General features: G+C 60.7%; 22 protein-coding genes and 3 pseudogenes. 14 read left to right on the forward strand and 11 right to left on the reverse strand.

All coding sequences use genetic code 11. The features are described from left to right. Nucleotides 1-165: 165 nt before the first annotated feature. The 4 genes and pseudogenes from U5L73_RS03115 to U5L73_RS03130 all read right to left on the reverse strand — a co-directional run. Nucleotides 166-1581: a DUF2130 domain-containing protein gene (locus U5L73_RS03115; RefSeq protein WP_322560988.1), complete on the reverse strand. Its 1416-nt coding sequence runs from the start codon at nt 1579-1581 to the stop codon at nt 166-168. A gap of 173 nt (nt 1582-1754) precedes the next feature. Next, a complete protein-coding gene (locus U5L73_RS03120) occupies nt 1755-3011 on the reverse strand; it encodes an IS256 family transposase (protein ID WP_322560989.1) in 1257 nt (418 codons plus the stop codon). Nucleotides 3012-3059: 48 nt separating this feature from the next. Continuing rightward, nucleotides 3060-3278: pseudogene (locus U5L73_RS03125) on the reverse strand (transposase); the annotation flags it as partial. 161 nt (nt 3279-3439) lie between these two features. Then, nucleotides 3440-3649, reverse strand: a pseudogene (locus tag U5L73_RS03130) (nuclease-related domain-containing protein); the annotation flags it as partial. 238 nt (nt 3650-3887) lie between these two features. On the opposite strand from U5L73_RS03130, the gene U5L73_RS03135 reads away from it, so the two are divergent. Then, nucleotides 3888-5687 (forward strand): diguanylate cyclase, encoded by a 1800-nt coding sequence (locus tag U5L73_RS03135; RefSeq protein ID WP_322560991.1) that lies wholly within the window; start codon nt 3888-3890, stop codon nt 5685-5687. 15 nt (nt 5688-5702) lie between these two features. Here U5L73_RS03135 and U5L73_RS03140 read toward each other — a convergent pair whose 3' ends face one another. Next, nucleotides 5703-6434, reverse strand: coding sequence for a DUF1223 domain-containing protein (locus U5L73_RS03140; RefSeq protein WP_322560992.1), 732 nt, complete (start codon nt 6432-6434; stop codon nt 5703-5705). Between the two features lie 321 nt (nt 6435-6755). On the opposite strand from U5L73_RS03140, the gene U5L73_RS03145 reads away from it, so the two are divergent. The 6 genes from U5L73_RS03145 to U5L73_RS03170 all read left to right on the forward strand — a co-directional run bounded on the left by U5L73_RS03145 (nt 6756) and on the right by U5L73_RS03170 (nt 11415). Further along, complete coding sequence (locus U5L73_RS03145) at nt 6756-6995, forward strand: hypothetical protein (protein ID WP_322560993.1); 240 nt, start codon at nt 6756-6758, stop codon at nt 6993-6995. A gap of 117 nt (nt 6996-7112) precedes the next feature. Next, a complete protein-coding gene (locus tag U5L73_RS03150; protein ID WP_322560994.1) occupies nt 7113-7409 on the forward strand; it encodes an RNA-binding protein in 297 nt (98 codons plus the stop codon). Nucleotides 7410-7505: 96 nt separating this feature from the next. After that, nucleotides 7506-8300, forward strand: coding sequence for a D-hexose-6-phosphate mutarotase (locus tag U5L73_RS03155; protein WP_322560995.1), 795 nt, complete (start codon nt 7506-7508; stop codon nt 8298-8300). 58 nt (nt 8301-8358) lie between these two features. Then, nucleotides 8359-8967, forward strand: a complete 609-nt coding sequence (locus U5L73_RS03160; protein ID WP_322560996.1) for a TIGR00645 family protein — start codon at nt 8359-8361, stop codon at nt 8965-8967. Between the two features lie 133 nt (nt 8968-9100). Then, nucleotides 9101-10048 (forward strand): ABC transporter ATP-binding protein, encoded by a 948-nt coding sequence (locus tag U5L73_RS03165; RefSeq protein ID WP_322560997.1) that lies wholly within the window; start codon nt 9101-9103, stop codon nt 10046-10048. Beyond that, entirely contained in the window at nt 10045-11415 is a 1371-nt protein-coding gene (locus U5L73_RS03170; RefSeq protein WP_322560998.1) for a hypothetical protein, read from the forward strand. Before U5L73_RS03165 ends, U5L73_RS03170 begins: the two co-directional genes overlap by 4 nt. Here U5L73_RS03170 and U5L73_RS03175 read toward each other — a convergent pair. Together U5L73_RS03175 and U5L73_RS03180 are read right to left on the reverse strand one after the other, a co-directional pair. After that, on the reverse strand, nt 11412-12347 hold the full coding sequence (locus U5L73_RS03175; protein ID WP_322560999.1) for a cation diffusion facilitator family transporter: 936 nt from the start codon (nt 12345-12347) through the stop codon (nt 11412-11414). The genes U5L73_RS03170 and U5L73_RS03175 overlap by 4 nt on opposite strands. Nucleotides 12348-12382: 35 nt before the next feature. Then, the gene (locus tag U5L73_RS03180) at nt 12383-15331 is read right to left on the reverse strand and encodes a DNA topoisomerase III (RefSeq protein WP_322561920.1); all 2949 of its coding nucleotides are present in this window, start codon (nt 15329-15331) and stop codon (nt 12383-12385) included. A gap of 97 nt (nt 15332-15428) precedes the next feature. On the opposite strand from U5L73_RS03180, the pseudogene U5L73_RS03185 reads away from it, so the two are divergent. The 3 genes and pseudogenes from U5L73_RS03185 to U5L73_RS03195 form a co-directional block, all read left to right on the forward strand. Then, a pseudogene (locus U5L73_RS03185) lies at nt 15429-15917 on the forward strand (SET domain-containing protein); the annotation flags it as partial. Beyond that, nucleotides 15917-16705, forward strand: a complete 789-nt coding sequence (locus U5L73_RS03190; protein ID WP_322561000.1) for a biotin--[acetyl-CoA-carboxylase] ligase — start codon at nt 15917-15919, stop codon at nt 16703-16705. The pseudogene U5L73_RS03185 and the gene U5L73_RS03190, both read left to right, overlap by 1 nt. A 5-nt stretch (nt 16706-16710) precedes the next feature. Continuing rightward, complete coding sequence (locus U5L73_RS03195; RefSeq protein WP_322561001.1) at nt 16711-17370, forward strand: SPOR domain-containing protein; 660 nt, start codon at nt 16711-16713, stop codon at nt 17368-17370. Here U5L73_RS03195 and U5L73_RS03200 read toward each other — a convergent pair. The 3 genes from U5L73_RS03200 to U5L73_RS03210 all read right to left on the reverse strand — a co-directional run bounded on the left by U5L73_RS03200 (nt 17367) and on the right by U5L73_RS03210 (nt 20064). Continuing rightward, nucleotides 17367-18827, reverse strand: a complete 1461-nt coding sequence (locus U5L73_RS03200) for a sensor histidine kinase (protein ID WP_322561002.1) — start codon at nt 18825-18827, stop codon at nt 17367-17369. The two genes, U5L73_RS03195 and U5L73_RS03200, sit on opposite strands and share 4 nt — an antisense overlap. Further along, nucleotides 18824-19498, reverse strand: coding sequence for a response regulator transcription factor (locus U5L73_RS03205; RefSeq protein WP_029706776.1), 675 nt, complete (start codon nt 19496-19498; stop codon nt 18824-18826). The genes U5L73_RS03200 and U5L73_RS03205 overlap by 4 nt, the downstream gene beginning before the upstream one ends. An 89-nt stretch (nt 19499-19587) precedes the next feature. Beyond that, nucleotides 19588-20064: a MarR family winged helix-turn-helix transcriptional regulator gene (locus U5L73_RS03210; protein WP_322561003.1), complete on the reverse strand. Its 477-nt coding sequence runs from the start codon at nt 20062-20064 to the stop codon at nt 19588-19590. A gap of 143 nt (nt 20065-20207) precedes the next feature. On the opposite strand from U5L73_RS03210, the gene recA reads away from it, so the two are divergent. Together recA and recX are read left to right on the forward strand one after the other, a co-directional pair. Further along, nucleotides 20208-21293 carry a recombinase RecA gene (recA, locus tag U5L73_RS03215; protein WP_322561004.1) on the forward strand — a complete coding sequence of 362 codons (1086 nt, stop codon included), beginning with the start codon at nt 20208-20210 and terminating at the stop codon, nt 21291-21293. An 80-nt stretch (nt 21294-21373) separates the two neighbouring features. Continuing rightward, nucleotides 21374-21832: a recombination regulator RecX gene (gene recX, locus U5L73_RS03220; protein WP_322561005.1), complete on the forward strand. Its 459-nt coding sequence runs from the start codon at nt 21374-21376 to the stop codon at nt 21830-21832. Nucleotides 21833-21835: 3 nt separating this feature from the next. Here recX and argC read toward each other — a convergent pair whose 3' ends face one another. Further along, the gene (argC, locus tag U5L73_RS03225) at nt 21836-22771 is read right to left on the reverse strand and encodes an N-acetyl-gamma-glutamyl-phosphate reductase (protein WP_322561006.1); all 936 of its coding nucleotides are present in this window, start codon (nt 22769-22771) and stop codon (nt 21836-21838) included. Between the two features lie 203 nt (nt 22772-22974). Between argC and sucC the strand changes: the two genes are divergently transcribed. Next, nucleotides 22975-24141: an ADP-forming succinate--CoA ligase subunit beta gene (sucC, locus tag U5L73_RS03230; protein WP_313882399.1), complete on the forward strand. Its 1167-nt coding sequence runs from the start codon at nt 22975-22977 to the stop codon at nt 24139-24141. A gap of 9 nt (nt 24142-24150) precedes the next feature. After that, on the forward strand, nt 24151-25044 hold the full coding sequence (sucD, locus tag U5L73_RS03235) for a succinate--CoA ligase subunit alpha (protein WP_296510162.1): 894 nt from the start codon (nt 24151-24153) through the stop codon (nt 25042-25044). Nucleotides 25045-25066: the final 22 nt, after the last annotated feature.

Here is a 25066-nt window from a genome sequence, read left to right on the forward strand (position 1 = left end):
AGGCAACTGACGTCACCCCGCAAATAGAAGCCAACTCGACAGCTAGCCCACATTAAATCGGCGCAAACCGCTATCAATACCGGAGCAAATTCCAAGGGCGTCGGTCTGGCAAGCAGGGCCCATGTCATCGGCCCCTCTCGAAATCCCAGCGTGCCCTACTCAGTTTCAGACGAGGTCATGAGGCCCCGGCAACTCCGCAAACTTCGCCGCCATCGTCGGGTTGCCGCGGGTGAGCTTTTTGATCGTCAGGTCGTCCGCCTTGTCGTTCGCCAGGCGCAGGTTGTTGGCGGACTTGTGCAGCGCTTCTTTGGTTTTCTCCAGGTCCTTGATGGCTTCGTCAATGCGCTTCACGGCTTCTTCAAAGCCCTCCGACGCCAAGCGCCAGTTGCGCCCGAACGCTGTCTTGAATTCGTCGAGCTGGGTTTCGAACTTGGTGATGTCCACATTCTGCGAGCGCACCAGCGCCAGCTCGGACTTGTATTTCAGCGCGTTCAACGCCGCATTGCGCAAGAGCGTGATCAGCGGCACAAAAAACTGCGGCCGCACCACATACATCTTGGGGTAGCGGTGCGACACATCCACGATGCCGCTGTTGTACAGCTCGCTCTCCGGCTCCAGCAGGGACACCAGCACCGCGTACTCGCACGCCTTCTCGGTGCGGTCCTTGTCCAGCTCTTTCAGAAAATCTTCGTTGCGCTTCTTGGTGGCCGTTTCGTCGCTCTCGTTCTTCATCTCAAACATGATGGAAACGATTTCGACTCCGGACTCGTCCATGTCGCGAAAAATGTAGTCGCCCTTGCTGCCGGTGCGGGCGTCGTTGTCTTTCTCAAAATGCGCGCGCTGAAACGCCGCCGCACGGATGCGGTTGAACTCAATCTCGCAGTGCTGCTCCAGCGTCTCGCCCACCATCTTGGTCGATAGCCGCGCCTTCATGTCGCGCAGGCGCTCAATCTCGCCCTCGCGGTCGCGCAGCTGCAAGGCGAATTGCTCTTTGATGGCTTTCTCTTCCAGCTGGTTTTTGACAGTGATGAGGTTCAGGTCATTCTTCAACGCATCGCGCTCGCGGGCGATCACGCCCACGGCCTCGTTCACCGCCAACTGGCGCGCCACATCGCTGGACTGCAGCTTGGCGTGCAGCGCCTGAATCTCGGCGTCCTTTTTGGCGGCTTCTGCCTGCAGCGCATGGGCCAGCTTGGCCTCGGCCAACTGGGCTGCGGCTTGTTGTGCGTTGCGGGCTTGGGCCAGCTCATTCTTCAGTTGGTTGGCCAGCGCATCGCGCTCCCGGCTCACCGTGCCCAAGGCCTCGGCCACCGCCAGCTTGCGCGCCACCTCGCCCGCGTCGAGCTGGGCCTTGAGCGCCTGAATCTCGGTGTCTTTGGCAGACGCAGTTCTTTGCAGCGTGTTGGTTACCTCGGCCTTGGCCAGGGCAATGGCGTCGCGCTTTTCCCGCTCGGCCAATTCGAGGCGCTCGTGCAACGCTTGCTCAAACGCGCCATCGCGCACCTGCTTGAGGATGTCGGCATACCCCGCTTCGTCGATTTTGAAGGCTTTGCTGCAGTGGGGGCAGATGATTTCATGCATGGGGGTTGAATATTTTTTAATCAAATAGGGCGGTAGACCTTGTGAGGTGAGGGTAAGCAGCTACTAAAAACGTAGTGGACACTGTGTTTCGGACTGGTCCCTCCGGGAGTATCTGAATTTCTGTGTGTGAGGCGGGGATACTCGCCCACGGTAATGGGCAAGCGAATTTCATCTTAATTGAACTGCTTGGTGAATCGGTCGTCGTAGAGAATCGCGAACTGATTCATAGCCTCCTTCCAATCTCTGCCCGCGCGGTCCCAGTCGGCCGTGATGTTGCGCAGAGCCAGCCAGATCAGTTTGGTGGCCGCATCGTCAGTTGGGAAGTGCCCGCGTGTCTTGATGATCTTGCGCAGCCTGGCGTTGACGCTCTCGATTGCGTTGGTGGTGTAGATCACCCGCCGGATGTGCGCGGGGAAGGCGAAGAACGGGATTACCTTGTCCCAGGCCCGCCGCCATGCAGCCACAACGGTCGGAAACTTCTTGCCCCACGGCCCCTCCTCAAACGCATCCAATTCGGCCAGGGCGCCTTCTGCACTAGGCGCTGTGTACACGGGCTTGATGGCCGCTGCCAGCGCCTTGCGGTCCTTCCATGACGCGTAGTCCAGGCTGTTGCGAATCAGGTGCACGATGCAGGTCTGCAGCGTGGTGGCCGGGAACACCGTGCCCAGCGCCTCGGCCATGCCCTTGAGGCCATCGGTGACCGCAATCAGGATGTCATTGGCGCCACGCGTCTTGAGGTCGTTGAACACCTTCATCCAGAACTTGGCGCCCTCAGTGTTCTCGATCCACAGGCCCAGGATGTCTCGTGTGCCGTCTGGGCGTATACCCAGCGCCAGATAGATGGCCTTGTTGCGCACCACTGCGTCCTCGCGAATCTTGACCCGCAGGGCATCGAAGAAGACCACCGGATACATCGGCTCCAGGGCGCGTGCCTGCCAGGCGGTGACCTCGCTCATCACCGCATCCGTGACCGAGCTGATCAGGTCCGGCGAGACCTCGGTGCCGTACTGCTCGGCCAGGAAGCCCTGGATCTCACGCACCGTCATGCCGCGTGCGTACATGGCCACGATCTTGTCGTCAAAGCCGGTGAAACGGCGCTCGTGCTTGGGGATCAGCAGGGGCTCGAAGCTGCCCGAGCGGTCACGTGGCACCTCGATGCGCACAGGGCCATCCTCGGTCAGGATAGTCTTGCCGGAGGCGCCGTTGCGATGGTTCTTGCCCTCGCTGGGCTTGTCCGTACCAGCGGCATAGCCCAGATGGTGGGTGAGCTCTGCGCCCAAGGCGCGCTCAATCAGCGCCTTCTTGAACGCCATGGAAGCGGCATTCACCGCCTCCGCGCTCATGGGGCCGTTAACAAACTGGTCAATGAGTTCTTTGGGGATGGTGGGCAGCACCTGTGCTGCTTTGGGCTTGCGTGTCTTGCTCGGCATTCATGTTCCTTAGTGACATGTTAGGCCTCACACACAAAATTCCTGACAGGCTCCAGCCAACAGCCGCTTGAGTTTTCCATTCTCCAGCTCCAGTTCCCGAAGCCGTTTGGCCTCGCTGGCGTCCATGCCTGCGTACTTGGATCGCCACTTGTAAAAGCTGGCGTCACTGAAGCCGTGTTTGCGGCCGATCTCCTTGATCGGCATGCCGGCCTCGGCTTGGCGCAGAAAGCCAATGATCTGTTCTTCGCTGAATTTGCTTGTTCTCATGTCCATCATTCTCCGGGTTGATGGACTCCTTGGAAAAATAACTGGTACGGTTTATGGGGAGCAGGTCACCATCCCTTACTAAACGCTTTGTTAATGCTTAATGTTCAAGTTGCGAGAGCGTAGTCAAGAGCAACTTTCTTATCGAATCGCGAGTTCTTGCTGAGCGTCCAATACTTTTGCCTAGGCACCAGCAAGCCGCGGCGCGGGTGCAGCACACAAAAGTCGGGGTGGGTGTTGCGCGGGCCCATAGGCACGTCGTACCAGAGCAGGTAGTCGTCATCGAGCTTTTGCTCCAGCCGCTCGGCCACTCGGCGCTCGCCACTGGTCATGCGCGAGACGCACGAACTTATTGCCGGAATCAATGTCGCCATGAACTACCTGCCACCCTGAATGCTTTTTTTTGGATGGCTGACATCATGCCCGCACAAAAGGGCAAATTCCAGTCGATGCGCTTGCGAATATCACTAATTTTTACGGGAATCCGTTGGTAACCTTGAGCCGTCTGATTCCGCTACTATCTTGGTAACCCCCTCAAACTTTGAGCCAAATATGCCTCTGGCGCTTATTTCCTCTGCACGGGTAGCTATTAAATTTATAGCTTGTTGCCTGATGCTGCTGCCGCTGTGGGCCGCAGCCGCCACCGTAGAGGTGCGTGTGCCGGGCTCCGGCAGTGTGGACCCTGCCCCAGCGGTGTTGTTGCTAGAGGACGAGTCGGGTGCGTTCACCTTGCCCGAGGTTTTGGCGGCAGACCGCGCGGGCGGGTTTGAGCGAGAGTCCGAGCTCACCGAGGGCCTGTCGATGGGCTACAGCCGCTCTGCGTTTTGGTTGCGTTTGGTGCTGCGCAACCCCGGGCCGCAGTCGGTGCAGCAGTTGCTGGAGGTAAGCAATGCGCGCATCTCTCACGTGTCGCTATACGCGCCTGATGCTGCGAGCAACTACAAGGCCTTGGTAACCGGCGCGAGTGCGCCGTTTACCAGCCGGCCGTATCCGCACCGCCATTTTGTGTTCCCCATTAGTGTCAGCCCGCAGTCCGAACAGGTGGTGTACTTGCGGGTGCAAAACAGCACCACTTTGCTGGTGCCTATGCTGCTGTGGGAGCCGCATGATTTTGAAATCGCCAGCCGCTCCGAGTACTTGGTGCAGGGGTGGTATTTCGGCATGGTCTGCGCCATGGTGCTGTTTAACCTGATGCTGTGGCTCGCTATTCGGGACCGCATCTACATCTACTACGTGGTGTTTGTGCTTGCTATGGGTGTGACGGTGGCCTCCAAAACCGGCTTGGGCGCCCAATATCTGGGTCCGTCGAGCTGGGTGTGGGGCAACTTTGCGTATTTCGTCACGATCTCGTGCACGCTGGCGGCGTTTTATCCGTTTATCCGCCGGATGCTCGACACGCCCCGCACCATGCCCCGGCTCGATGCCGCCATGCAGGCCACCACCGGGTTGCACTTGGCGGCGCCTGTAGCTTATTGGCTGGCTCTGCCAGCGGTGGCGCCTTATGCCACGGCGTTTTTTGGGTTGACCATTTTGTTTTACTGCGGCGTAGCGGTGTGGGGCACGCTGCAGCGGATGCGGGCGGCGTATTTTTTACTCGGTGCGTTTTGTATGTTGGTAGCAGGCACCTTGCTGGTGGTGTTGCGCGCCTATGGCCTGGCGCCGTCCAATGTGTTTACCGTAGATGGTTTGCAGCTGGGCTCGGTGTTCGAGATGCTGGTGCTGGCCTTGGCCCTTGCAGACCGCTTTAATGAAATGCGCCGCGAAAAAATGCGGGCCCAAAACCAGTTGGTCGTCATTCAAGACCAGTTGGTCGACACCCTGCAGGCCTCCGAAAAAGAGCTGGCAGACCGGGTCGAAAAGCGCACCCACGAGTTGCAAGCGGCCAATGCCCGCCTGGAGGCCCTGAGCACGGTGGACGGCCTGACCGGCATTGCCAACCGCCGCCACTTTGACCAAGTGCTGCACAAAGAGTGGACGCGGCTGGAGCGCACCGGCCAGCCCTTGGCGCTGGTGATGCTGGATGTGGACTGGTTCAAGCGCTACAACGACCACTTTGGCCACCAGGCGGGCGACGAGTGCCTGCGCGCAGTGGCGCAAGCCATTAGCAGCGTGAGCCGCGCGAGCGACTTGGTAGCCCGCTACGGTGGCGAGGAGTTTGTGGTCATCGCCCCCGGCAACGATGGCCCGCAAGCCGAGCAATTGGCGCAGCGCGCCTGCGATGCAGTGCGCGAGCTGGCCATGCCGCACCCGCTGGCCGACGCGGGGTTGATTACCCTGAGCTGCGGAGTGGCGTTCACGGTGCCCGGCCCCGACAGCAGCCCCGAAAACCTGTTGGGCAACGCCGATGCCGCCCTCTACGAGGCCAAGGCCCAGGGCCGCAACCGGGTGGTGCTGGCACAGCCTTTGGACTAGGGGCTATTTGCACCCTTACGAGGCGCACTGCAGGCTGATGGCCTGCAAAGACTCTCCGCTTTTGGCGTCGGTAACCACCACGTTAATTTGGCGCGGGTGTTCGGGCTTGGCCGCGATGGCGCCAATCTTTAAAACCTGGGCACCGTCGTAATGCCCCAACGTGACGTACTGCCGCACCACAAAGTCGTGCTTCAAAAACTCGCCGGCGTTTTCGCCCGCTTTGACGCGGGAGCTGTGGTTGTGCTCGGTCACCGTCCAATACGCCGTCCAGGGGCCGGTGCCACGCGCGGGGGTAACGCGTGCTTCAAACTGGTCGCTGCCTTCGGCTTTGCGCAGCGCAATGTGGGCCTTGGCAGGCGCTTTGCTGTCCAGCGTTTGCAATGGCAGGCGCCAGGTGCGCCAGTCTTGCCCGTTGCGCACGACTTGCGGGGTGTAAATGTTGCTCAGCCGGTTGGCCGCGGCGATGTCACGTTGCCGGGTGGTGAAGGCGGGGCTGGCGTAGACGTCTTTCCAGCCGATGTAGTCCCAATACGCCACATGAAATGCTTGCGCCACCACCGGTTTGCCCTTGAGGCCGGACAGCCATTGGTCCGCTGGCGGGCAGGAGCTGCAGCCCTCCGAGGTGTAAAGCTCAATCACTGGGGTGAGCTTGTCGCCGGTTTGTGCCTCGCATACGGCATTGGCGGCTTGGGCCAGCAGCGGCGTGAGAGCCAGGGCAACCGGAAGCAGGGCAGAGGTACGCAGCATGGTCGGGCCTTCCAGTGTGAAACGTGCTGTTTGGTCGGGTGCGAGCGGTCGTTCTTACGTGCGGATTGCCCTAATTCAAGAGTTTTATATGCATTTTTTTATTAAGAGCTTGACTATTATTTCAGTTTGAATATAATAAGCAGCAGGAATACGGTGCAACCCAACACACCCCGTTCCACGGAACCGCCAAGATATGTGTCTTGATGCCGGTTTCCGGCTTATTCGACACCTGTCGACCGAGTTGATCTGCAGAGCAGCAGCCAACCGAATTTCTTTTTGCTCAAGCCGGCCTGATAACGTGGCCCGCACCTCTCCCCTCAAATGAATCAGAATTTCGAATCCGCTATCCCGATGGGCAACTACATTGTTTCGCCCGCAACGCAAGAAATGAGCTCCGGTCTGTTCCGTGCCTCCATCGCTGTCCAGCGCAGCCAGAGCAAAGGCGCTCACTGCCGCATCTTTAACTTCACCAGCGAATTTGCGTCCCGCGAAGCCGCCCGTGTTTACGCCATTACCCAAGGTTGGTTAGAAACCAGCAGTGCCAGCCCGCAAACCTGCTAAAGCAGGCCGGACGCACGCTTCTAACCCCCATCACCCCATTCCCGCCGCCCGACAAGGCAGCAAAACCGCACATGACAGCACACTTGGTTTGCATGCGCATTCACTGAAAGGCTCACCATGAGCAGCAAAATTTATGTGGGCAACCTGCCCTACTCCGTCAACGACGACAGCCTGTTGAGCAACTTCTCCGAATTCGGCGATGTGACCTCTGCCAAAGTCATGATGGACCGCGACACCGGTCGCTCCAAGGGCTTTGCCTTTGTTAAAATGACCACCCCCGAATTCGCCCAAGCCGCCATCAATGGCCTGAACGGCCAATCCGTGGATGGCCGCTCCATCGTCGTTAACCTGGCCCGCCCACGTGAAGACCGTGGCAGCTCGGACGGTTACCGCGGCGGCCGTAGCAGCTATTAAGCGCTAACCGCCCACAAAAAAGCCGGCTCATGTAGCCGGCTTTTTTTTGGGTAAGCAGCCCATCGCCCTGTCACCCGCCACAGATAAACTTCCGCGATGACCTATGAAACTTTGACTCTAGACGGCGCCCCAGCCGTCCGGCTGCACGGCCCCGCAGGCGATTCGGTAACGGTGCTTTTGCGCGGTGGGCAGGTGGTGTCTTGGCGCGATGCGAGCGGCACCGAGCGCCTGTACTGCAGCCCGCTCTCGCCCCTGGCCGGCCCGCAGGCGGTGCGCGGCGGGGTGCCGGTGATTTTTCCGCAGTTCAATGAGCGCGGGCCGCTGATGCGGCATGGCTTTGCACGCACCCGCGTCTGGGCATTGGCCGAGTCCCCCGCCGAGGCCGCGCACCCGTGCGTGGTCTTGCAGCTGAGCCATGCCGCTGCTGAAACCGCTGGGTGGCCGCACGACAGTGTTTGCACACTCACGGTGCGCTTGTTGCCGCAGGGCCTGGAGATGGCCTTGCGTGTGGACAACACCGGCAGCAACACCCTGTCGTTTCAGGCGGCGTTGCACACCTATCTGGAGGTTGGCGATGTCACCTGCGCGGTGCTGACCGGGGTGCTGCCGCAGGCCGCGCCCCTGGCACTAGCGCAACCCATCGATACCGTGTTTGAAGCCGTGCCCGGCCCCTTGGCCTTGCGCAGTCCGGCGGGTGCTTTGGACTTGACCCACGAGGGCTTTGCCGATGTGGTGGTCTGGAACCCCGGGCCCGAAGCGGTGCTGGCCGATTTGCCCGCCGGGGGCTACGCCCGTTTTGTGTGTGTCGAGGCCGCCGCCATTGCCGTACCGGTGGTGCTGGCCCCCGGTGACCACTGGCAGGGCAGCCAGACCCTGCGAGCCTTGGCCTGATGGCCGTGCCGGCTTTTTTACAATCCCGCTGCGTCTCCTTTTTTTGCGAATCTTCTGTATGACTACACCCTCTACCCCTTCCAAGACGCCCTCGCTGCGCCCCTTGCCCCGTTTTATTTTTGCCAGCCGCTGGCTGCAGCTGCCGCTCTACATCGGGTTGATTGCCGCACAAGGCGTATACGTTTTCCATTTCTGGCTGGAGTTGGTGCACTTGCTGGAAGCTGCTTTCGGCAGCCAGACCGCGCTGCAAGCGCTGGTGACCAGCATCGGCTACAAGTCCGATGTGCCGGTACCCGCGCTGAACGAAACCATCATCATGCTGGTGGTGCTGGCGCTGATCGACGTGGTGATGATCTCCAACCTGCTGATCATGGTGATCGTGGGCGGCTACGAGACCTTTGTGAGCCGCATGGACCTGGACGGCCACCCCGACCAGCCCGAGTGGTTGAGCCATGTGAACGCTTCGGTGCTCAAGGTGAAGCTGGCGACGGCCATCATCGGTATCAGCTCTATCCACCTGCTCAAGACGTTTATCAACGCAGCCAATTACGACGAAAAGGTGCTGATCGCCCAGACGGTCATTCACATCACCTTTTTGTTGTCGGCGATTGCGATTGCCTACACCGACAAGCTGCTCAACAGCAGCCACCAAAACGCCGGACACTAAGCCGGAGAGTGGCAGCCCGCAGGTAGGGCCTGCTATGTGATGATTGCAGGGGGTTAGAGGCTAAATATGCCTCTAGCCCCCGTTTTGTATGCGCTGGCAGCTACTAAAATAATAGCAAATTGGGAGGGTTCTGATGATCCAAGTACGCGATGTGGTGTTTGACTACCTGGGCCACCGTGCCTTGCACGGGGTGTCGGTCGATATTCCCCGGGGCACGGTGACGGCCCTGGTGGGGTCCAACGGGGCCGGCAAATCGACCCTGATGCGCTGCATGGCGGGGCTGGATACGCCGCTCTCGGGCAGCATTACGGTGGGCGGGGTCGATGTGCAAGAGCACCCGCGCGAGGTGCACACCAAGCTGGGCTATCTGTCAGACTTTTTCGGGCTGTACCAAGAGCTCACGGTTCAGCAGTGCCTGAGCTACGCCGCGGCGGCCCAGGGCATTGCCGACAAGCACATTGCCAAGCGGGTGCAGGATGTCGCTCGCTTTTTGAACCTGACCGACAAGCTGCAGAGCCTGGCTAGCAACCTCTCGCGCGGCCAGCGCCAGCGCGTGGCGATCGGGCAGGCCATCGTGCACATGCCGCAGGTGCTGTTGCTCGACGAGCCTGCCAGTGGCCTCGACCCCGAAGCGCGGGCCGATTTGTCGGCGCTGTTCCGTACCCTGCAGGCCAAGGGCATGACGCTGGTGGTGTCGAGCCACATCTTGAGTGAGCTCGACGAGTACTGCACCCACATCCTCTCGATCCGCGATGGGCGGGTCAGCCGCTTCGCCAGCCTGGCTGCTACAGCCACTGGCGCCGAGGGAGCCATCAAGACGCTGATGCAAATTCAGCTCGCTGCACCTGCACCGCAATTAGCCGAGCTGTTGGGCGGCTACGAGGTAGCGCATCTGGACGCGCAAGGCCTGGCCCCGAGCACGGTGTATTTGCCTTCTGGCGACTTGGCCGCACGCGCTGCGCTGCTGGCGCGCCTGACGGCTGCCGGTGTGCCGGTGTGTGGTTTTCAGGAGGTGCGCACCACGCTGCAAGCCAGTTATGACCAGGCCGGCGCAAGCGGCCGCCCAGGAGAGTCCGCATGAACCCCGAATTCAAACGCAACCTGTGGTTGGAAATGTCGCCCACCCGTATGGCCATCATGCCGGGGGTATTGGCCTTGATTGGTCTATTGGTCTATGTGTTGAACCCGGACGATCCGCAGCGCAGCTTGTTTATAGCGTTCTCGGTGCTGTTTGTCGGCTTGACCGTGGGGTGGGGCAGCTTGCTGGTGGTATCGAGCATCAACAACGAGGTGAGCGAGCGCACCTGGGACCAGCAGCGCTTGAGTGCCCTGAGCCCGTGGGACATGGCCTGGGGCAAGCTGTTTGGCAGCGCTGCCTACGCTTGGTATGGCGGCTTGCTGTGTGCACTGGTTGCAGTGGTGGCTGCGCTTTCGGGGCCGGCGTTTTGGAGCCGCTGTGTCTGGTTGCTGGTGGGTGCCGTGGGCACGGTGGCGTTGCACGCGTGGTTGATGGCGAGTCGCCTGCACACCCTAGATATTCGCTCTGAAAAAGCCAGCGGCACGGCCGGGCGCCTGTTGGGGGTGTTTCTGGTGCTGCAAACCTTGCCGGTTATTTTTATGGTGTTGCGCGACCCGAGTTCGCCCGACCGCGAGGGCCTGGGCAGCTGGTGGGGCTGGGGGCTGCCCCTGTCCATTCAATCGCTGTTGGTGGCCTTGCTGCTGTTGGCGTTAGGTCTACTGGCGCTGTGGCGCAGCATGGGCAAGCAGCTGATGGTGCGCGGGGTGCCTTGGGCTTGGGCAGTGGGCGTGTTGGGTCTGGGCTGGGTGATTGCCGGCTTCATGCCGACTCCTGGCTGGGGCGCGCCGCTGTGGATGACGCTGGCGTGCACCGCGCTGGCATCGACCTACGGTGCGCTATTCACCGAGTCCAATAACCGGCTCGTCTGGCAAGCGGTGCTCTACCACCGCACACACAGCCCGGCACGCCGGGTCTGGCAGGCGCTGCCCTTGTGGCCGGTCAGTTGGGCGCTGGCTGCGGTGTGTTTGGTGGCCTATTCGCTCACCGGTGGTGCTGCCAGTGAGACTGCCCGCGATCTGCCGGCGCTCCAAAGCTTGATGTGGCTGGCCCTGCTGCACGCCCTGCGGGACTGCGGCATCTACCACTTCTTCGCCTTGCGCAATACCAGCCGCAAGCCCATCGCCATGACGCTACTCACGCTGTTTGTGCTGGGGGTGGTGGTGCCGGCCTTGGTGGCCAGCGCTGCGCCCGGCTTGGCGGTCTGGTTCGAGCCGTTCTTTGGTGTCAAGGCGCTGGTCAAGGGGGAGGAGTCGCTCGGGCTGAGCGCCTGGCTCGGTATGGCCTTGCATCTAATGGTGGTTGCCGCGCTGGTGGTCTGGCGCTGGTCGGCCGGGGCACCCGCTGCCCAGCGCAGCGCCCGGGCGGACTAAGGGCGAGCGTGGTCTGCGTCGGGCCGGTGGGCCGGGTCGACGTGGGTCATTAAATTCAAGACCCGGTGGCGCTGGAGCACCGCTTGGCGCGCAGCCACGGCGATGTTGTGACCTTCTTCCACGGTGAGCTGTGCGTCCACCTCGATGTGGGCATCCGCCACCACCATGTCGCCCATCTTGCGGGTGCGCACATCGTGCACGCCAGATACCCCGGGCGTGGCCAGCAGGGTGGCGCGAATGGCTTGGACTTCAGCTTCATCAAGGCCACGGTCCATCAGGTCGTGCAGCGCGTCCCACGCAAAACTCCAGCCCATTTTGCCAACCATGAAGCCCACAATTAGCGCCGCTATCGGGTCGAGCAAGGGGTAGCCGGCCATGCTGCCCAGAATGCCCAGGCTCACCACCAATGACGAGGCAGCATCCGACCGCGCATGCCAGGCGTTGGCCACCAGCAGGCTGGATTTGACGGCTTTGGCGACGCGCAGCATGTAGCGGAACAAGAGTTCTTTGGTGACGATGGCCCCTAGCGCCACCCACAAGGCGGTGGTGTGGGCCGGGGCAATGGTGTCGGGCGACTCCAGCTTGCCCAGGGCCGCCCAGACCATGCCGGCGCCCACCGATAGCAGGATCACACCCAGCACCAGCGAGGCCGCGGTTTCAAAGCGGTGGTGACCATAGGGGTGGTCTTCGTCGGCGTCTTTTTTGGCATGGTGGCCGGCGAACAGCACCACAAAGTCTGACACGAGGTCAGACAGCGAGTGGATGCCGTCGGCAATCAGTGCCTGGGATTTGGTGAGGGTGCCCACGATGATCTGGGCACTGGCCAGCACCACGTTCACCACCACGCTCACCCAGGTGCTACGGCTCGCAGCGGCCGCGCGCTCGGCGGCGCTGTGTGGCGCGTGTTCGTCATCTTGTTCGGTAAATTGCATGGTGTGCAGTGTGCCCGCCCCGGATGACGGCAGCCTTAACTCAGGTGTTTGCCTGCAATGCCGGCCAACTCAAACATGGTGACTTGCGGCTTGCCGAACACTGCGAGCAGCTTGGCATCGGCGTTGATGCTGCGCTTGTCTTTGGCGTCTTGCAGGCCGTTGGCCTTGATGTAGTCCCACAGCTTTTTCATGACCTGCGGGCGCGCGACCGGCTCGGCGCCGATCACCGCTGCCAACTCAGCGCTGGGCTGCTTGCCGCTGGCTGCAGTGGTTTTGCGCGGGGCTTTGGGCTTGGCATCCTTGATGGCGGCAGCCTTCTTTGCAGGGGCTTTTTTGGCTGCAGCGCCCGTGGTTGCTGCGCGGGCAGCTCCTGTTTTGGTAGCGGCGCTGGTTTTGGTGGCCGCCTTGAAGGCAGTCTTGCGCGGCGGGAACTTGCTGGGGGCGAACTCGAAGTTCACCTTGCCCTCTGCCGCGTCCCATGCCAGCATGGCCTTGAAGGCACGGCGGGTGCGCATGCTGACAAACTTGTCGAGCAGATCGGTCTTGCCGGTGGCCAGCAGCTTTTGCATCTGCTCACGCTCGATGGGTTGCTGCAGGATGATCTGGCCGCTCTTGAAGTCGCAGCTCGGGGTGGCTTGCGCATCAGTAGGCACCGACTTTTCGCACACGTAGTTTTTGCCGTGTTCAAACACGTTGCCACCGCACTTGGGGCAAGCGCCCAGCGCGGTTTGGTTTTGGAAGTCGATGATTTCGCCGTCTTCCTCGCCGGCTTTGTCGTCGCCGAAGTCGAACTCCAGTTTGTAGTTCTTGGCCTCTTCGTCAAACTTGATGACCATCTCTGCCACAAAGGGCCAGCCGGCCTTGGAGCGGAAACCGTCCAGCGGGCCGATGTGCTTGTCGCGCAAGAACTGCTCCACTTCTGCGGGCTCGAAGGTGCGCCCTGCAGGCGACTTGCCAAACGAAAAGCCGCAGCCTTCGCTGTGGCCATCTGCGCCGGTGCAGGTGTAACGGCGGTAGTTTTCTTTGACGATACCGCCGCAGTTGGGGCAACGTGCCTCTAGCGTGGCGTAGTCACCGGGGATGGTGTCGCGGTCGTATTCCTTGGCCTTTTTGACCATGTGCTCGGTCATGGCGGCGATCTCGGCCATGAACTTCTCGCGGCTGAGCTTGCCCTGCTCCATCTGGGCGAGCTTGTATTCCCACTCGCCGGTGAGCTCGGCCTTGGTCAGTTCCTGCACGTCCAAGCCGCGCAGCAGCGTCATGAGCTGGAAGGACTTGGCGGTGGGAATCAGCTCACGGCCTTCGCGCAGCATGTACTTCTCGGCAATCAGGCCTTCGATGATGCTGGAGCGGGTGGCTGGCGTTCCCAGGCCCTTCTCTTGCATGGCTTCGCGTAGCTCGTCGTCTTCCACGGTTTTGCCGGCACCTTCCATGGCGCCGAGCAGCGTGGCTTCGGAGTAGCGGGCGGGCGGCTTGGTCTTGAGGCCTTTGGGCTCAACAGGGTCGCCCTTGACCTTTTCGCCGGGTGCCACGGGCACCAAATTCTGGCCCTTGTCGCCTTCCTTGGCGTCTTCCACTTCCGCAGCGGCTTCTTTGCCGTAAATGGCCAGCCAGCCCGGCTTGACCAGCACCTTGCCCTCTGTCTTGAATGCGTGCTGGGCCGCGGTGGTGATGCGGGTGGTGACTTGGTATTCGGCGCTCGGGAAGAACACTGCCATGAAGCGGCGCACCACCAGGTCGTACACCTTTTGCTCGGCCTCGCTCAGGCCGCTGGGCGCTTGCAGGGTGGGGATGATGGCAAAGTGATCCGAGACCTTGGCGTTGTCGAACACGCGCTTGGTGGGGCGGATGTAGTTGTTGTTCAGGGCGACCAGTGCGTGCGGCGCCAGATGGCGCATGTCGCTGTCGGCCAGCATCTCGAAGGTCTTTTTGACGACCGGCACATAGTCTTCCGGCAGGTTGCGCGAATCGGTACGCGGGTAGGTCAGGGCCTTGTGACGCTCGTACAGGCTCTGGGCAATCTGCAAGGTGGTCTTGGCACTGAAGCCGAACTTGCCGTTGGCCTCGCGCTGCAGGCTGGTCAGATCAAACAGCAGGGGAGAGGCCTGGGTGGTGGGCTTGCTCTCTTCGGTCACTGTGGCGGGCTGGCCGCGCACCGCGTCTGCAATTGCCCTGGCCTCGGCCTGGGTCCAGACCCGGTCGGCCTTTTTTTCAGCGTCGTCGGCATCTTTTTTGTGGGCTGGGTTGAACCACTTGCCAGCGTACTCGCCCGCTTGGGCGGCGAAGGTGGCGTGGATCTCCCAATAATCGCGGCTGACAAACTTGCGGATCAGCTCTTCGCGCTCTACCACCACTGAGAGCGTGGGGGTCTGCACCCGGCCCACGGTGGTCAAGAAGAAACCGCCGTCGCGGCTGTTAAACGCGGTCATCGCACGGGTGCCGTTGATACCCACCAACCAGTCGGCTTCGGACCGGCAACGGGCGGCGTCGGCCAGGGGCTGCATCTGGGCGTTGGTGCGCAGGTTGTCAAAGCCATCGCGGATGGCCTGGGGCGTCATGGACTGCAGCCACAGGCGGCTGACCGGCTTGCCCAGCGGCTTGGCGCCACCGGCGTATTGCTCAATCAGGCGGAAGATCAGCTCTCCTTCGCGGCCCGCGTCACAGGCGTTCACGATCTTGTCTACATCTTTACGCTTGGCCAGCTTGACCACGGCGTTCAGGCGCGTCTTGGTTTTGTCGACGGGCTTGAGGTCAAAGTGGGGCGGGATGACGGGCAGCTGCGCAAAGCTCCATTTGCCGCGCTTGACGTCATATTGTTCGGGGGCTTGGATCTCGACCAAGTGACCTACGGCGCTCGAAACCACGTAGTTGTCGCTCTCGAAATATTCGTCGTGTTTTTCAAACTTGCCCGCCACCGGAGTGAGTGCACGCACGATGTCTTGTGCGACCGACGGCTTTTCAGCAATAACCAATGTTTTGTTCAAAACGGTGTTTTTCATCTGACTACAATCCAATTCTCGCGTGCGCGCAGGCACGCACACATGCGCGCCCATACGATTCACCATACCAAAATTTCCGGCCGTGGCAAAAACCCCAGTGAAATCCTCCACCAGTGTGCCCGCCTCGCCGGCACGGCGCATCCAGACACGGCGCTCCGGGGTACATGGCAAAGGGGTGTTCGCGCTGCAGGATATCGCCGAAGGCGAAACCATCATTGAGTATGTGGGTGAGGTCATTAGCTGGCAGGAAGCCCAGGACCGCCACCCCCACGACCCCAAAGACCCGAACCACACGTTTTACTTCTCGCTCGAAGATGGCAACGTGATCGACGCCTTGTTCGGCGGTAACTCCTCGCGCTGGATCAATCACTCCTGCGATGGCAACTGCATGGCTGACGAAGAAGAGGGTCGTGTATTCATCAAGGCGCTGCGCAACATCCGTGCAGGCGAAGAACTGAATTACGACTACGGACTGATTCTGGAAGAGCGCTACACCAAGAAGCTCAAGGCCGAATACCCCTGCTGGTGCGGTAGTGCCAACTGCCGTGGCACCTTGTTGGCCCCCAAGCGATGAACGTGACCCGCTGGCCTGCGGAAGCGATTTGGGAAGCGGTGTTTGCGGTCCTTCCCGGTTTCTCTGTTGAGGTGTTGCCGGAAATTGATTCCACCAACTCGGAACTGATGCGACGCGCACGCGCCGGCCAATGTGAGCCGGTGCTGCTGGTCGCAGAACGGCAGACCGCCGGTCGTGGCCGCCTGGGTCGCGACTGGCAAAGCGACACGCAGGGCGATGGGGGCACGTTGACCTTCTCGTTAGGCCTGCCTTTGCAGCCAGCGGATTGGTCGGGGCTGTCGCTGGCGGTGGGACTGTCCGTGGTGCAGAGCTTGCACCCGGAGTTGCAGCTGAAGTGGCCCAATGACGTCTGGTGGCAGGGCCGCAAGCTGGCCGGCATTCTGATTGAAACCGCCAGCGCTGGCACACAACGCTACGCCGTCATTGGTGTGGGGATCAACATCACGCCGCGCAAGGGGGATGGTTTGCGCACCCCGCCTGCAGCCTTGCAAGAATTGCTGCCGGAGGTGGATGCGCCTGAGGTCTTGCACCGGGTGATCGCGCCTTTGGTGCAAGCGGTGCTGACGTTTGCGACCGAGGGTTTTGCACCTCTGCGCAGTGCCTACCAAGCGCGTGATCTGTTGGCGGGTCAGGCGGTGGTCTGTACTGATGGCACACAAGGGACCGCAATGGGTGTGGATACCAGCGGCGTGCTGCTGGTCGACACCGGGGCGGGAACTGTCAGAATCAACAGCGCGGAAGTGAGCGTGCGTCCGGCACCTGCACCCCCCCTCAACCCCTCCTGACTTCTATGTTGCGACTGATTGTCCTGCTACTCCTTTTGGCAAACGGCTTGTACTTTGCGTGGAGTCACCGTTATCTGCAGATGTATGGCTTTGCCCCGCACACCAGCAGCGAGCCGCAACGGGTGCAGCAACAGATCAAGCCGGATGCGGTGCAGCTGTTGACTGCTGCAGAGCTGAAAAAGGTGGAAGCCCAGATGCTGGCCGATGCGGGCCCCAAGGAGTGTCTGCAAGCTGGTCCCTTTAGTGACGAGGAAGCCGCTGCTTTGCGCCGGGTGCTGAATGAAGCGCTACCCGCAGGCGGCTGGCAGGTGGACCCTGTCAAAGTGAGTGCGCGTTGGGTTGTTTACTTGGGCAAGTTGGCCAAAGGCGATACGCTGGCCAAAAAGACCGCCGATCTGGCGGCTTTGGGCGTCAAGGCGATACCGGTGGCGAACCCAGATCTACAACCCGGTTTGGTACTGGCGGGCTTTGAAACGGAGGCGGCCGCCAAGGCAGAGCTCGCCCGTTTGGCGCCCAAGGGCATCCGTGGCATCAAAGTGCTACAAGAGCGCCAGGCAGCTACTGTGCAGCAGTTGCGTGTGCCGGCAGCCACCGAGGCCATCAAACTCCGGCTTCAGGATGTGAAGGCCGCTTTGCAGGGGCACGGGCTCAAGAGCTGCAGTTAAGCGCCCTCTGAGGGGCGGCGGGCCGCAGCGGGCGAAAAGCGCAAGGTGAAGGTGGTGCCCGGCGGCGAGTAACCGGGCCTGCTGTCTTCTACCGCAATCTCTGCGTGGTGCTGGCGCGCAATTTCCTGAACGATTGGCAAACCCAAGCCGGAGCCATCGGCTTCATTGCCGAGTGCGCGGTAGAACGGTTGAAAAACGAGTTCCCGCTCGGCCAGGGGGATGCCGGGGCCGTTGTCTTCCACCTGCAGTACCAAGGCGCCGCTGAACGGATCCAGTAGGACCCGGGCTGTGATCACGCCTGCGCGGCTTGCTGTGGACGGCGTGTAGTTGATGGCGTTGTCGACCAGATTGCGCACCATTTCTTTGAGGAGGGTGACGTTGCCCGGAATCGCAACGCCCGGGGTGCCGGGCTCCACGCCCTCGTAGCCGAGGTCGATCGATTTTTCCAAGGCTTTGGGTACACAGTCGCGCACCACTTCCATGGTGAGTTTTGCCAGATCGCAGGGCAGGTGCGCGAGCACAGTGCCGCTGCTTTCAGCGCGCGCAAGGGCCAGCAGTTGGTTGACGGTGTGGGTCGCACGGATGCTGGAGCGCCCGATCTGGCGCAATGACTGTTTCAGGTCGTCTGCGCTCGCGCCTTGCCGCTGCGCAAGATCGGCCTGCATGCGCAGACCCGCCAACGGGGTTTTGAGCTGGTGCGCTGCGTCGGCGAGGAAGCGTTTCTGCGTCGAGATTGAGTCTTTGAGTCGCATCAGCAGGTCGTTGACCGAGGAGACGAGCGGCACGACCTCCAAGGGCACTGCCTCTACATCCAACGGGCTCAAATCGTCCGGACTACGGGCCCGGATGCGCTCTTCCAAGCGGTTCAGGGGTTTGATCGCCTGCACCAGCGCCAACCAGACCAGCAGCACCGCCAGAGGCAAGATGACGAATTGCGGCAGCATCACCCCTTTGACAATTTCGGTTGCCAGGACTGAACGTTTGTCCATGGTCTCGGCGACTTGCACCAGCGCCGGCCGGGCGCCTGGGATGTCGGTGCGCACCCACATGGAGGCGACCCGCAGGTCGACTCCTCTGTAATCCAGTTCCCGCATCCGGACTTCGCCGGTGGGTATCCGGTCGTCATCAGGAGGGAGTGGCAGGTCTTTCTCGCCGCTGAGGTACTCACCCTGGCTGCCGAGGACTTGGTAGTAGACGGTGTCCGCATCGTCTGCCCTGAGGAGCTCGCGGGCAGGCAGAGGGAGCACAAACTGCACACGATTTTTGTTCACCGTGATGAGTTGGGCCAGGGCTCCGGCGTTGTATTCGAGGGCGCGGTCAAACGGCTTGCCGGCAATGCCCTGCGCAACAAGCCACGTCAGTACCAGGCTCACCGGCCACAGCAGCAACAGCGGGGTCAGCATCCAGTCGAGGATTTCCCCGAACAGGCTGCGCTGTTCCCGCTGGAATATTTTCATCCCGGTATTTTTTCCAGGCAGTAGCCGAGCCCGCGGACGGTGGCGATGCGAATTGGGCCCTTTTCAATCTTTTTGCGCAGGCGGTGGATATAGACCTCGATGGCGTTGTTGCTCACCTCTTCGCCCCACTCGCAAAGGCGCTCCACCAGCTGGTCTTTGCTGACCAGGCGACCTGCACGCTGTAACAGAACCTCGAGTAGGCCAAGCTCACGGGCAGAGAGCTCGACCATCTTGCCGTCGATAGTGGCGACCCGGCCGGCCTGGTCGTAGGTGAGGGGGCCATGTTTGATGCTGCTGCTCGTCGCACCCATGCCGCGGCGGACCAAGGCGCGCACCCGGGCTTCCAGCTCTTGCAGGCTGAAGGGTTTGGCCATGTAGTCGTCGGCACCGTAATCCAGGCCTTTGACACGTTCGTCGACGCTGTCCGCAGCAGTGAGGATCAACACGGGCAATGAGGATCCCCTGCCCCGCAGTTTCTTGAGGACTTCCAGGCCGTGCATCTTTGGTAAGCCCAAATCCAGAATCAACAAGTCGAATTCGGTATTGGTCATGAGCGCGGCGTCGGCCTCGGTGCCGCTGGCCACATGGTCTACCGCTGCACCCGCGCCGCGCAGTGCGCGTAACAAGCCATCGGCCAGAACTTGATCGTCTTCAGCTATCAGTATGCGCATGCGTGTCTCCTGGCAGGGTGCGGCACTGTGTCCGCTTGACGCCATTCTAGGCGTGCAGCTGCTGTGCAAGGCGGCCACTGTCGGCGGGCTTAATGGCCGCAGTAGGCCTCCAGGCCCAGATGGATCACGGTGGCGACCTCGGGGCCGACTGCCTGTTGCAGCTCATCTTGGGCTTGGGCCACCGCATCTTGATACGCCTGCAGCCATGCCAGCCCGGTGGCGGTGAAGCGGATGTGCTTGGCACGGGCATCGTTTGTATCGCCGGTGCGCTCCACCATGCCCCACGCTTCGCATTGGTTGACCAGGGTGGTCATGGCCTGTTTGGTCATGCCGGCGCGATTGGCAAGCTCGGTAAGGCGGCTGCCCTGAATGTCGAGGTGTCGGGTGATGTGGATATGGGCTGCCCCGACCTGCCCGCGGGCAGCGAGGTTGGCCAAACCCAAGGGTGCTGCGGTGTGCCGAGCCATGAGCTCGAGGACTCTGGCATCAAAGCGCTCCAGCGCCAGCCGCAACCAATGACCGACGTGGTTGCTGCGCCAGGGTTCGATAGAGACGGGAATCGACATGGGGTAAATGGTAATGCAAACTGACTAAATATCGGCTTGTTTGAATTTAACAGGGCGCTTAGACTACTGTTCAAGCATCCAGCCTGTTGTTAATGACAGATGGATAGACAGTCACCCTACCCTTGATTTTTCAGGAGATTCCCATGGACGCAGTGAAGAACCCCGCCGCCAACGCAGAAAAGGCCAAGGCCCTGCAAGTAGCCCTGGCCCAGATCGAAAAGCAATTCGGCAAGGGCACCATCATGCGCTTGGGCGAGGGCGAGGTGATTGAAGACATTCAGGTGGTGTCCACCGGCTCTTTGGGGCTGGACATTGCCTTGGGCGTGGGCGGCCTGCCCCGCGGCCGTGTGGTGGAAATCTATGGCCCGGAGTCGTCCGGTAAAACCACCTTGACGCTGCAAGTCGTGGCCGAAATGCAAAAGCAAGGCGGCCAGTGCGCCTTTGTGGATGCCGAGCACGCGTTGGACATCCAGTACGCCCAGAAGCTGGGTGTGAACCTGCAAGACTTGCTGATCAGCCAGCCCGACACCGGTGAGCAGGCGCTTGAAATTGTGGACAGCTTGGTGCGCTCCGGCGCGGTGGACCTGATCATCGTGGACTCGGTGGCAGCCCTGACCCCCAAGGCTGAACTCGAAGGTGAAATGGGCGACAGCCTGCCCGGCCTGCAAGCCCGCCTGATGAGCCAAGCGCTGCGCAAGCTGACCGCCCACATCAAGAAGACCAATTGCATGGTCATCTTCATCAATCAGATCCGCATGAAGATTGGTGTGATGTTCGGCTCGCCCGAAACCACCACCGGCGGTAATGCGCTGAAGTTCTACGCCTCTGTGCGTCTGGACATTCGCCGCACTGGCACGATCAAGAAGGGTGAGGACGCGATTGGTAACGAGACCAAAGTCAAAGTGGTCAAGAACAAGGTCAGTCCCCCGTTCAAGACGGCGGAGTTCGACATCCTGTTCGGGGAAGGCATCAGCCGCCACGGTGAAATCATCGATATGGGCGTGACCGCCGGTATTCTGGAAAAGTCCGGTGCTTGGTACGCTTACCAAGGTGAAAAAATCGGCCAAGGCCGGGACAACGCCCGCGAGTTTTTGCGTGAGAACCCTGACTTGTCGGTGGAGATCGAAAACAAAGTGCGCTTGTCCTTGGGTATTCCCTTGCTGCCGGTCGCAGAGCCTGAGGCCAAGCCCAAAGGCAAAAAGGCAGACAAAGCGGACAAGCCGGAATAAGTGTCAAATCAACTGCTTGCGCTCATTAAATAAGCGCAAGCAGCTATTCATTTAGTAGCAAAACAAGAAGAAGTCAGGCTGTGGCAGTTCAAGCACTCTCACTCACCGGCAGGGCCTTGCGGCTGCTCAGTACCCGGGAGCACTCGCGCGCTGAACTGGAGCGCAAGCTCCAGCGCTACGAGGAGGAGCCCGGTGCCTTGGCCCGGGTCCTGGATGCACTCACCGCCAAAGACTTCATCAATGAAGATCGTGTGATCGGCTCGGTGGTCTACCGGCGAGCGGGCAAGATGGGGGCGTCCCGCATCAAGCAGGAGCTTCAATCGAAAGGGCTCGCGCCCGAGGCGGTGGCCGAGGCGGTGGCTGTCTTGCGCAGCACCGAGCTGGAGCGCGCCCGCGAGGTCTGGCGCAAGAAGTTTGGCACCCAGCCGCAAGATGCGGCTGAGCGGGCCAAGCAGATGCGCTTTTTGGCCAGCCGGGGCTTTGGCGGCGACACCATCCACCGTGTGGTGTCCGGTGGCGGGGACGACGAGGGGTTGTAAGCCCTACAAGCCCAGCATCAGCTGCAGGTTTTGCACCGCAGCGCCGCTGGCACCCTTGCCTAGGTTGTCCAACCGGGCTACCAGCACCGCATGGGCAAAGCCATCGGCCGTAGCGTCGTTGGCAAAAACCCGGAGTTCGAGCTTGTTGGTGTCTGCGAGGGCCACGGCATCCAATTTCAAATCCGAGGTGGCGGGCTCCACGCTCACCCATTGACTGCCGGCGTAATGGCTGGCTAATGCGTCGTGCAAGGCTTGTGCGCTCGGCTTGCCGGGCAATGCGTCGAGATGCAGTGGGAGCTGCACCAGCATGCCTTGAATGAAGTTCCCGACCGAGGGCACAAACAGGGGTCTGCGCGTCAGGCCGGTGTATTGCATGATTTCAGGAATGTGCTTGTGCTTGAGGCCCAGTGCGTAGAGCTCAAAAGGTGCTGCGCTGCCTTGTTCGTAAGCCTCGATCATCGCGCGACCACCGCCGGAATAGCCGCTGACCGAAGGCAGGCAAACCGGGTGGTCGGCCGGCAACAATCCGGCATCGATCAAGGGGCGCAGTAGTGCGATTGCACCGGTGGCGTAGCAGCCCGGATTGCTCACGCGGCGGGCCTGCATCACGGCATCGCGCTGGGTTGCGGCTAGCTCCGGAAAACCGTAGACCCAGGTCGGGTCGACCCGGTGAGCAGTAGAGGCATCAATGATGCGCGGGCCCGGCTGACCTGTCTCGCGTTCCATGGCGTCGATCATGGCAACCGTGTCTTTGGCGGCATCGTCGTGCAGGCACAAAATCACCAGATCTGCCTCGGCAATCAGTGCACGTTTGGCCAGCGGATCTTTGCGCAGCGCGGGGTCGATGCTGATCAGTGCGACCTGCGGCATGGTCTGCAAACGTTCGCGGATCTGGAGGCCGGTAGTGCCGGCTTCGCCGTCGATAAAGATTTTTTTCATGGTGTAAGCAAGAGGCAAATAATGGGCATCAAACTGCGCGCTGCATGGAGCATGACCGACCCGCAATGCCCCAGCTGTAAGCATCGCACCAGTATTGTGCGTCGCAGCATGATACATTCGCGGGTTGATGTGTCCAGTGCCGCGTGGTGATTACATCCTCGTTACCACACGGTGAACATAGTCCTGTCCCAAAGAGAGACGTCATGAAGATTCACGAGTACCAAGGCAAGGAAATCTTGCGTCAATTCGGTGTGCCCGTTCCCCGCGGCATTCCGGCTTTCACAGTGCAAGAAGCGGTGGAAGCCGCTCAAAAACTCGGCGGCCCAGTGTGGGTTGTCAAGGCACAAATCCATGCAGGTGGTCGCGGCAAGGGCGGCGGCGTGAAGGTTGCCAAGTCGATTGACGATGTCAAACGCCTCGCCACCGAAATCCTGGGCATGCAGCTCAAGACACACCAGACCGGCCCCGAAGGCCAAAAAGTCCGCCGCTTGTACATCGAAGACGGCGCTGACATCAAGAACGAACTCTATGTGTCGCTGGTCACCGACCGCGCTACACAGAAAATCGCCCTGATCGCATCCAGCGAAGGCGGCATGGACATCGAGGAAGTGGCCCACTCCACTCCTGAGAAAATCATCACTGAGATGATCGACCCCCTGACCGGCATTACCACTGAGCAGAGCAAGAAGGTGGCGGCAGCCATCGGCTTGACCGGTGCTTCCGTGGACCAGGCCGTGGACATTTTCGCCAAGCTCTACAAGTGCTACATGGACACCGATGCGTCCCTGGTGGAAATCAACCCCCTGAACTGCGACAGCAAGGGCAATGTAATGGCCCTGGATGCGAAGTTCAACTTCGATCCGAACGCCCTGTTCCGTCACCCTGAAATCGTGGCTTACCGCGATTTGGACGAAGAAGATGCGGCCGAAGTGGAAGCTTCCAAGTTCGATCTCGCCTACATCAGCCTGGATGGCAACATTGGCTGCCTGGTGAACGGCGCTGGTTTGGCCATGGCCACCATGGACACCATCAAGTTGTACGGCGCTGAGCCTGCCAACTTCTTGGACGTGGGCGGCGGTGCAACCCCCGAGAAGGTGACAGAAGCCTTCAAGATCATGTTGAAGAACCCCAAGGTCGAGGCCATCATGGTCAACATCTTCGGCGGCATCATGAAGTGCGACACCATTGCCACCGGCGTGATCACTGCTTGCAAGGCAGTGAACCTGTCTGTGCCTTTGGTGGTGCGTATGAAGGGTACCAACGAAGACCTCGGCAAGAAGATGTTGGCCGAGTCCGGTCTCCCCATCATCAGCGCCGACAGCATGGCCGAAGCGGCCGAAAAAGTTGTTGCAGCCGTCAAAGCCCGCTAAGGAATCACCATGTCGATTTTTATCAACAAAGACACCAAAGTCATTACCCAAGGCATTACCGGCAAGACCGGCCAGTTCCACACTGAGAAATGCCAAGAATACGCAAACGGCAAGAACTGCTTCGTAGCGGGTGTGAACCCCAAAAAGGCTGGCGAGTCGATTTTCAACATTCCAATCTACTCCTCCGTCAAGGAAGCTGCCGGTCAAACCGGTGCAACTGTGTCGGTGATCTACGTGCCACCAGCGGGCGCTGCTGCTGCGATCTGGGAAGCCGTAGAAGCCGACCTGGACCTCGCGATTTGCATTACTGAAGGCATTCCGGTCAAGGACATGTTGGAAGTGCGCAACCGCATGAAGGCCAAAGAAGCTGCCGGCGGCAAGAAGACACTGTTGCTCGGACCCAACTGCCCCGGTTTGATCACTCCCGATGAAATTAAGATCGGCATCATGCCCGGTCACATTCACCGCAAAGGCCGTATCGGCGTGGTGTCCCGCTCCGGTACATTGACTTACGAAGCAGTGGCTCAGCTGACCGAAATCGGTCTGGGTCAATCTTCTGCTGTCGGTATCGGTGGTGACCCGATCAACGGCTTGAAGCACATCGATGTGATGCAAGCTTTCAACGATGATCCTGATACTGATGCGGTCATCATGATCGGCGAAATCGGTGGGCCTGACGAAGCTGAAGCAGCCCGTTGGTGCAAGCTGAACATGAAGAAGCCGGTTGTTGGCTTTATTGCTGGTGTGACAGCGCCCCCCGGAAAGCGCATGGGCCACGCGGGTGCCCTGATCTCTGGTGGTGCAGATACTGCAGACGCGAAACTGGCGGTGATGGAAGAGTGCGGTTTCAAAGTGACCCGCAACCCTTCAGAGATGGCAAAACTGTTGAAGGCCTTGCTGTAACAAGCGCGCCAGACCTGCTGCT

It is taken from the genome of Rhodoferax sp. (assembly GCF_034520025.1).
In the GTDB taxonomy this organism is placed as follows: domain Bacteria; phylum Pseudomonadota; class Gammaproteobacteria; order Burkholderiales; family Burkholderiaceae_C; genus Allorhodoferax.

Coding starts and splice junctions, on each gene's coding strand:
- U5L73_RS03115 (WP_322560988.1), bottom strand. CDS start 1,581: ATGCATGAAATCATCTGCCCCCACTGCAGCAAAGCCTTCAAAATCGAC.
- U5L73_RS03120 (WP_322560989.1), bottom strand. CDS start 3,011: ATGCCGAGCAAGACACGCAAGCCCAAAGCAGCACAGGTGCTGCCCACC.
- U5L73_RS03135 (WP_322560991.1), top strand. CDS start 3,888: ATGCTGCTGCCGCTGTGGGCCGCAGCCGCCACCGTAGAGGTGCGTGTG.
- U5L73_RS03140 (WP_322560992.1), bottom strand. CDS start 6,434: ATGCTGCGTACCTCTGCCCTGCTTCCGGTTGCCCTGGCTCTCACGCCG.
- U5L73_RS03145 (WP_322560993.1), top strand. CDS start 6,756: ATGAATCAGAATTTCGAATCCGCTATCCCGATGGGCAACTACATTGTT.
- U5L73_RS03150 (WP_322560994.1), top strand. CDS start 7,113: ATGAGCAGCAAAATTTATGTGGGCAACCTGCCCTACTCCGTCAACGAC.
- U5L73_RS03155 (WP_322560995.1), top strand. CDS start 7,506: ATGACCTATGAAACTTTGACTCTAGACGGCGCCCCAGCCGTCCGGCTG.
- U5L73_RS03160 (WP_322560996.1), top strand. CDS start 8,359: ATGACTACACCCTCTACCCCTTCCAAGACGCCCTCGCTGCGCCCCTTG.
- U5L73_RS03165 (WP_322560997.1), top strand. CDS start 9,101: ATGATCCAAGTACGCGATGTGGTGTTTGACTACCTGGGCCACCGTGCC.
- U5L73_RS03170 (WP_322560998.1), top strand. CDS start 10,045: ATGAACCCCGAATTCAAACGCAACCTGTGGTTGGAAATGTCGCCCACC.
- U5L73_RS03175 (WP_322560999.1), bottom strand. CDS start 12,347: ATGCAATTTACCGAACAAGATGACGAACACGCGCCACACAGCGCCGCC.
- U5L73_RS03190 (WP_322561000.1), top strand. CDS start 15,917: ATGAACGTGACCCGCTGGCCTGCGGAAGCGATTTGGGAAGCGGTGTTT.
- U5L73_RS03195 (WP_322561001.1), top strand. CDS start 16,711: ATGTTGCGACTGATTGTCCTGCTACTCCTTTTGGCAAACGGCTTGTAC.
- U5L73_RS03200 (WP_322561002.1), bottom strand. CDS start 18,827: ATGAAAATATTCCAGCGGGAACAGCGCAGCCTGTTCGGGGAAATCCTC.
- U5L73_RS03205 (WP_029706776.1), bottom strand. CDS start 19,498: ATGCGCATACTGATAGCTGAAGACGATCAAGTTCTGGCCGATGGCTTG.
- U5L73_RS03210 (WP_322561003.1), bottom strand. CDS start 20,064: ATGTCGATTCCCGTCTCTATCGAACCCTGGCGCAGCAACCACGTCGGT.
- recA (WP_322561004.1), top strand. CDS start 20,208: ATGGACGCAGTGAAGAACCCCGCCGCCAACGCAGAAAAGGCCAAGGCC.
- argC (WP_322561006.1), bottom strand. CDS start 22,771: ATGAAAAAAATCTTTATCGACGGCGAAGCCGGCACTACCGGCCTCCAG.
- sucC (WP_313882399.1), top strand. CDS start 22,975: ATGAAGATTCACGAGTACCAAGGCAAGGAAATCTTGCGTCAATTCGGT.
- sucD (WP_296510162.1), top strand. CDS start 24,151: ATGTCGATTTTTATCAACAAAGACACCAAAGTCATTACCCAAGGCATT.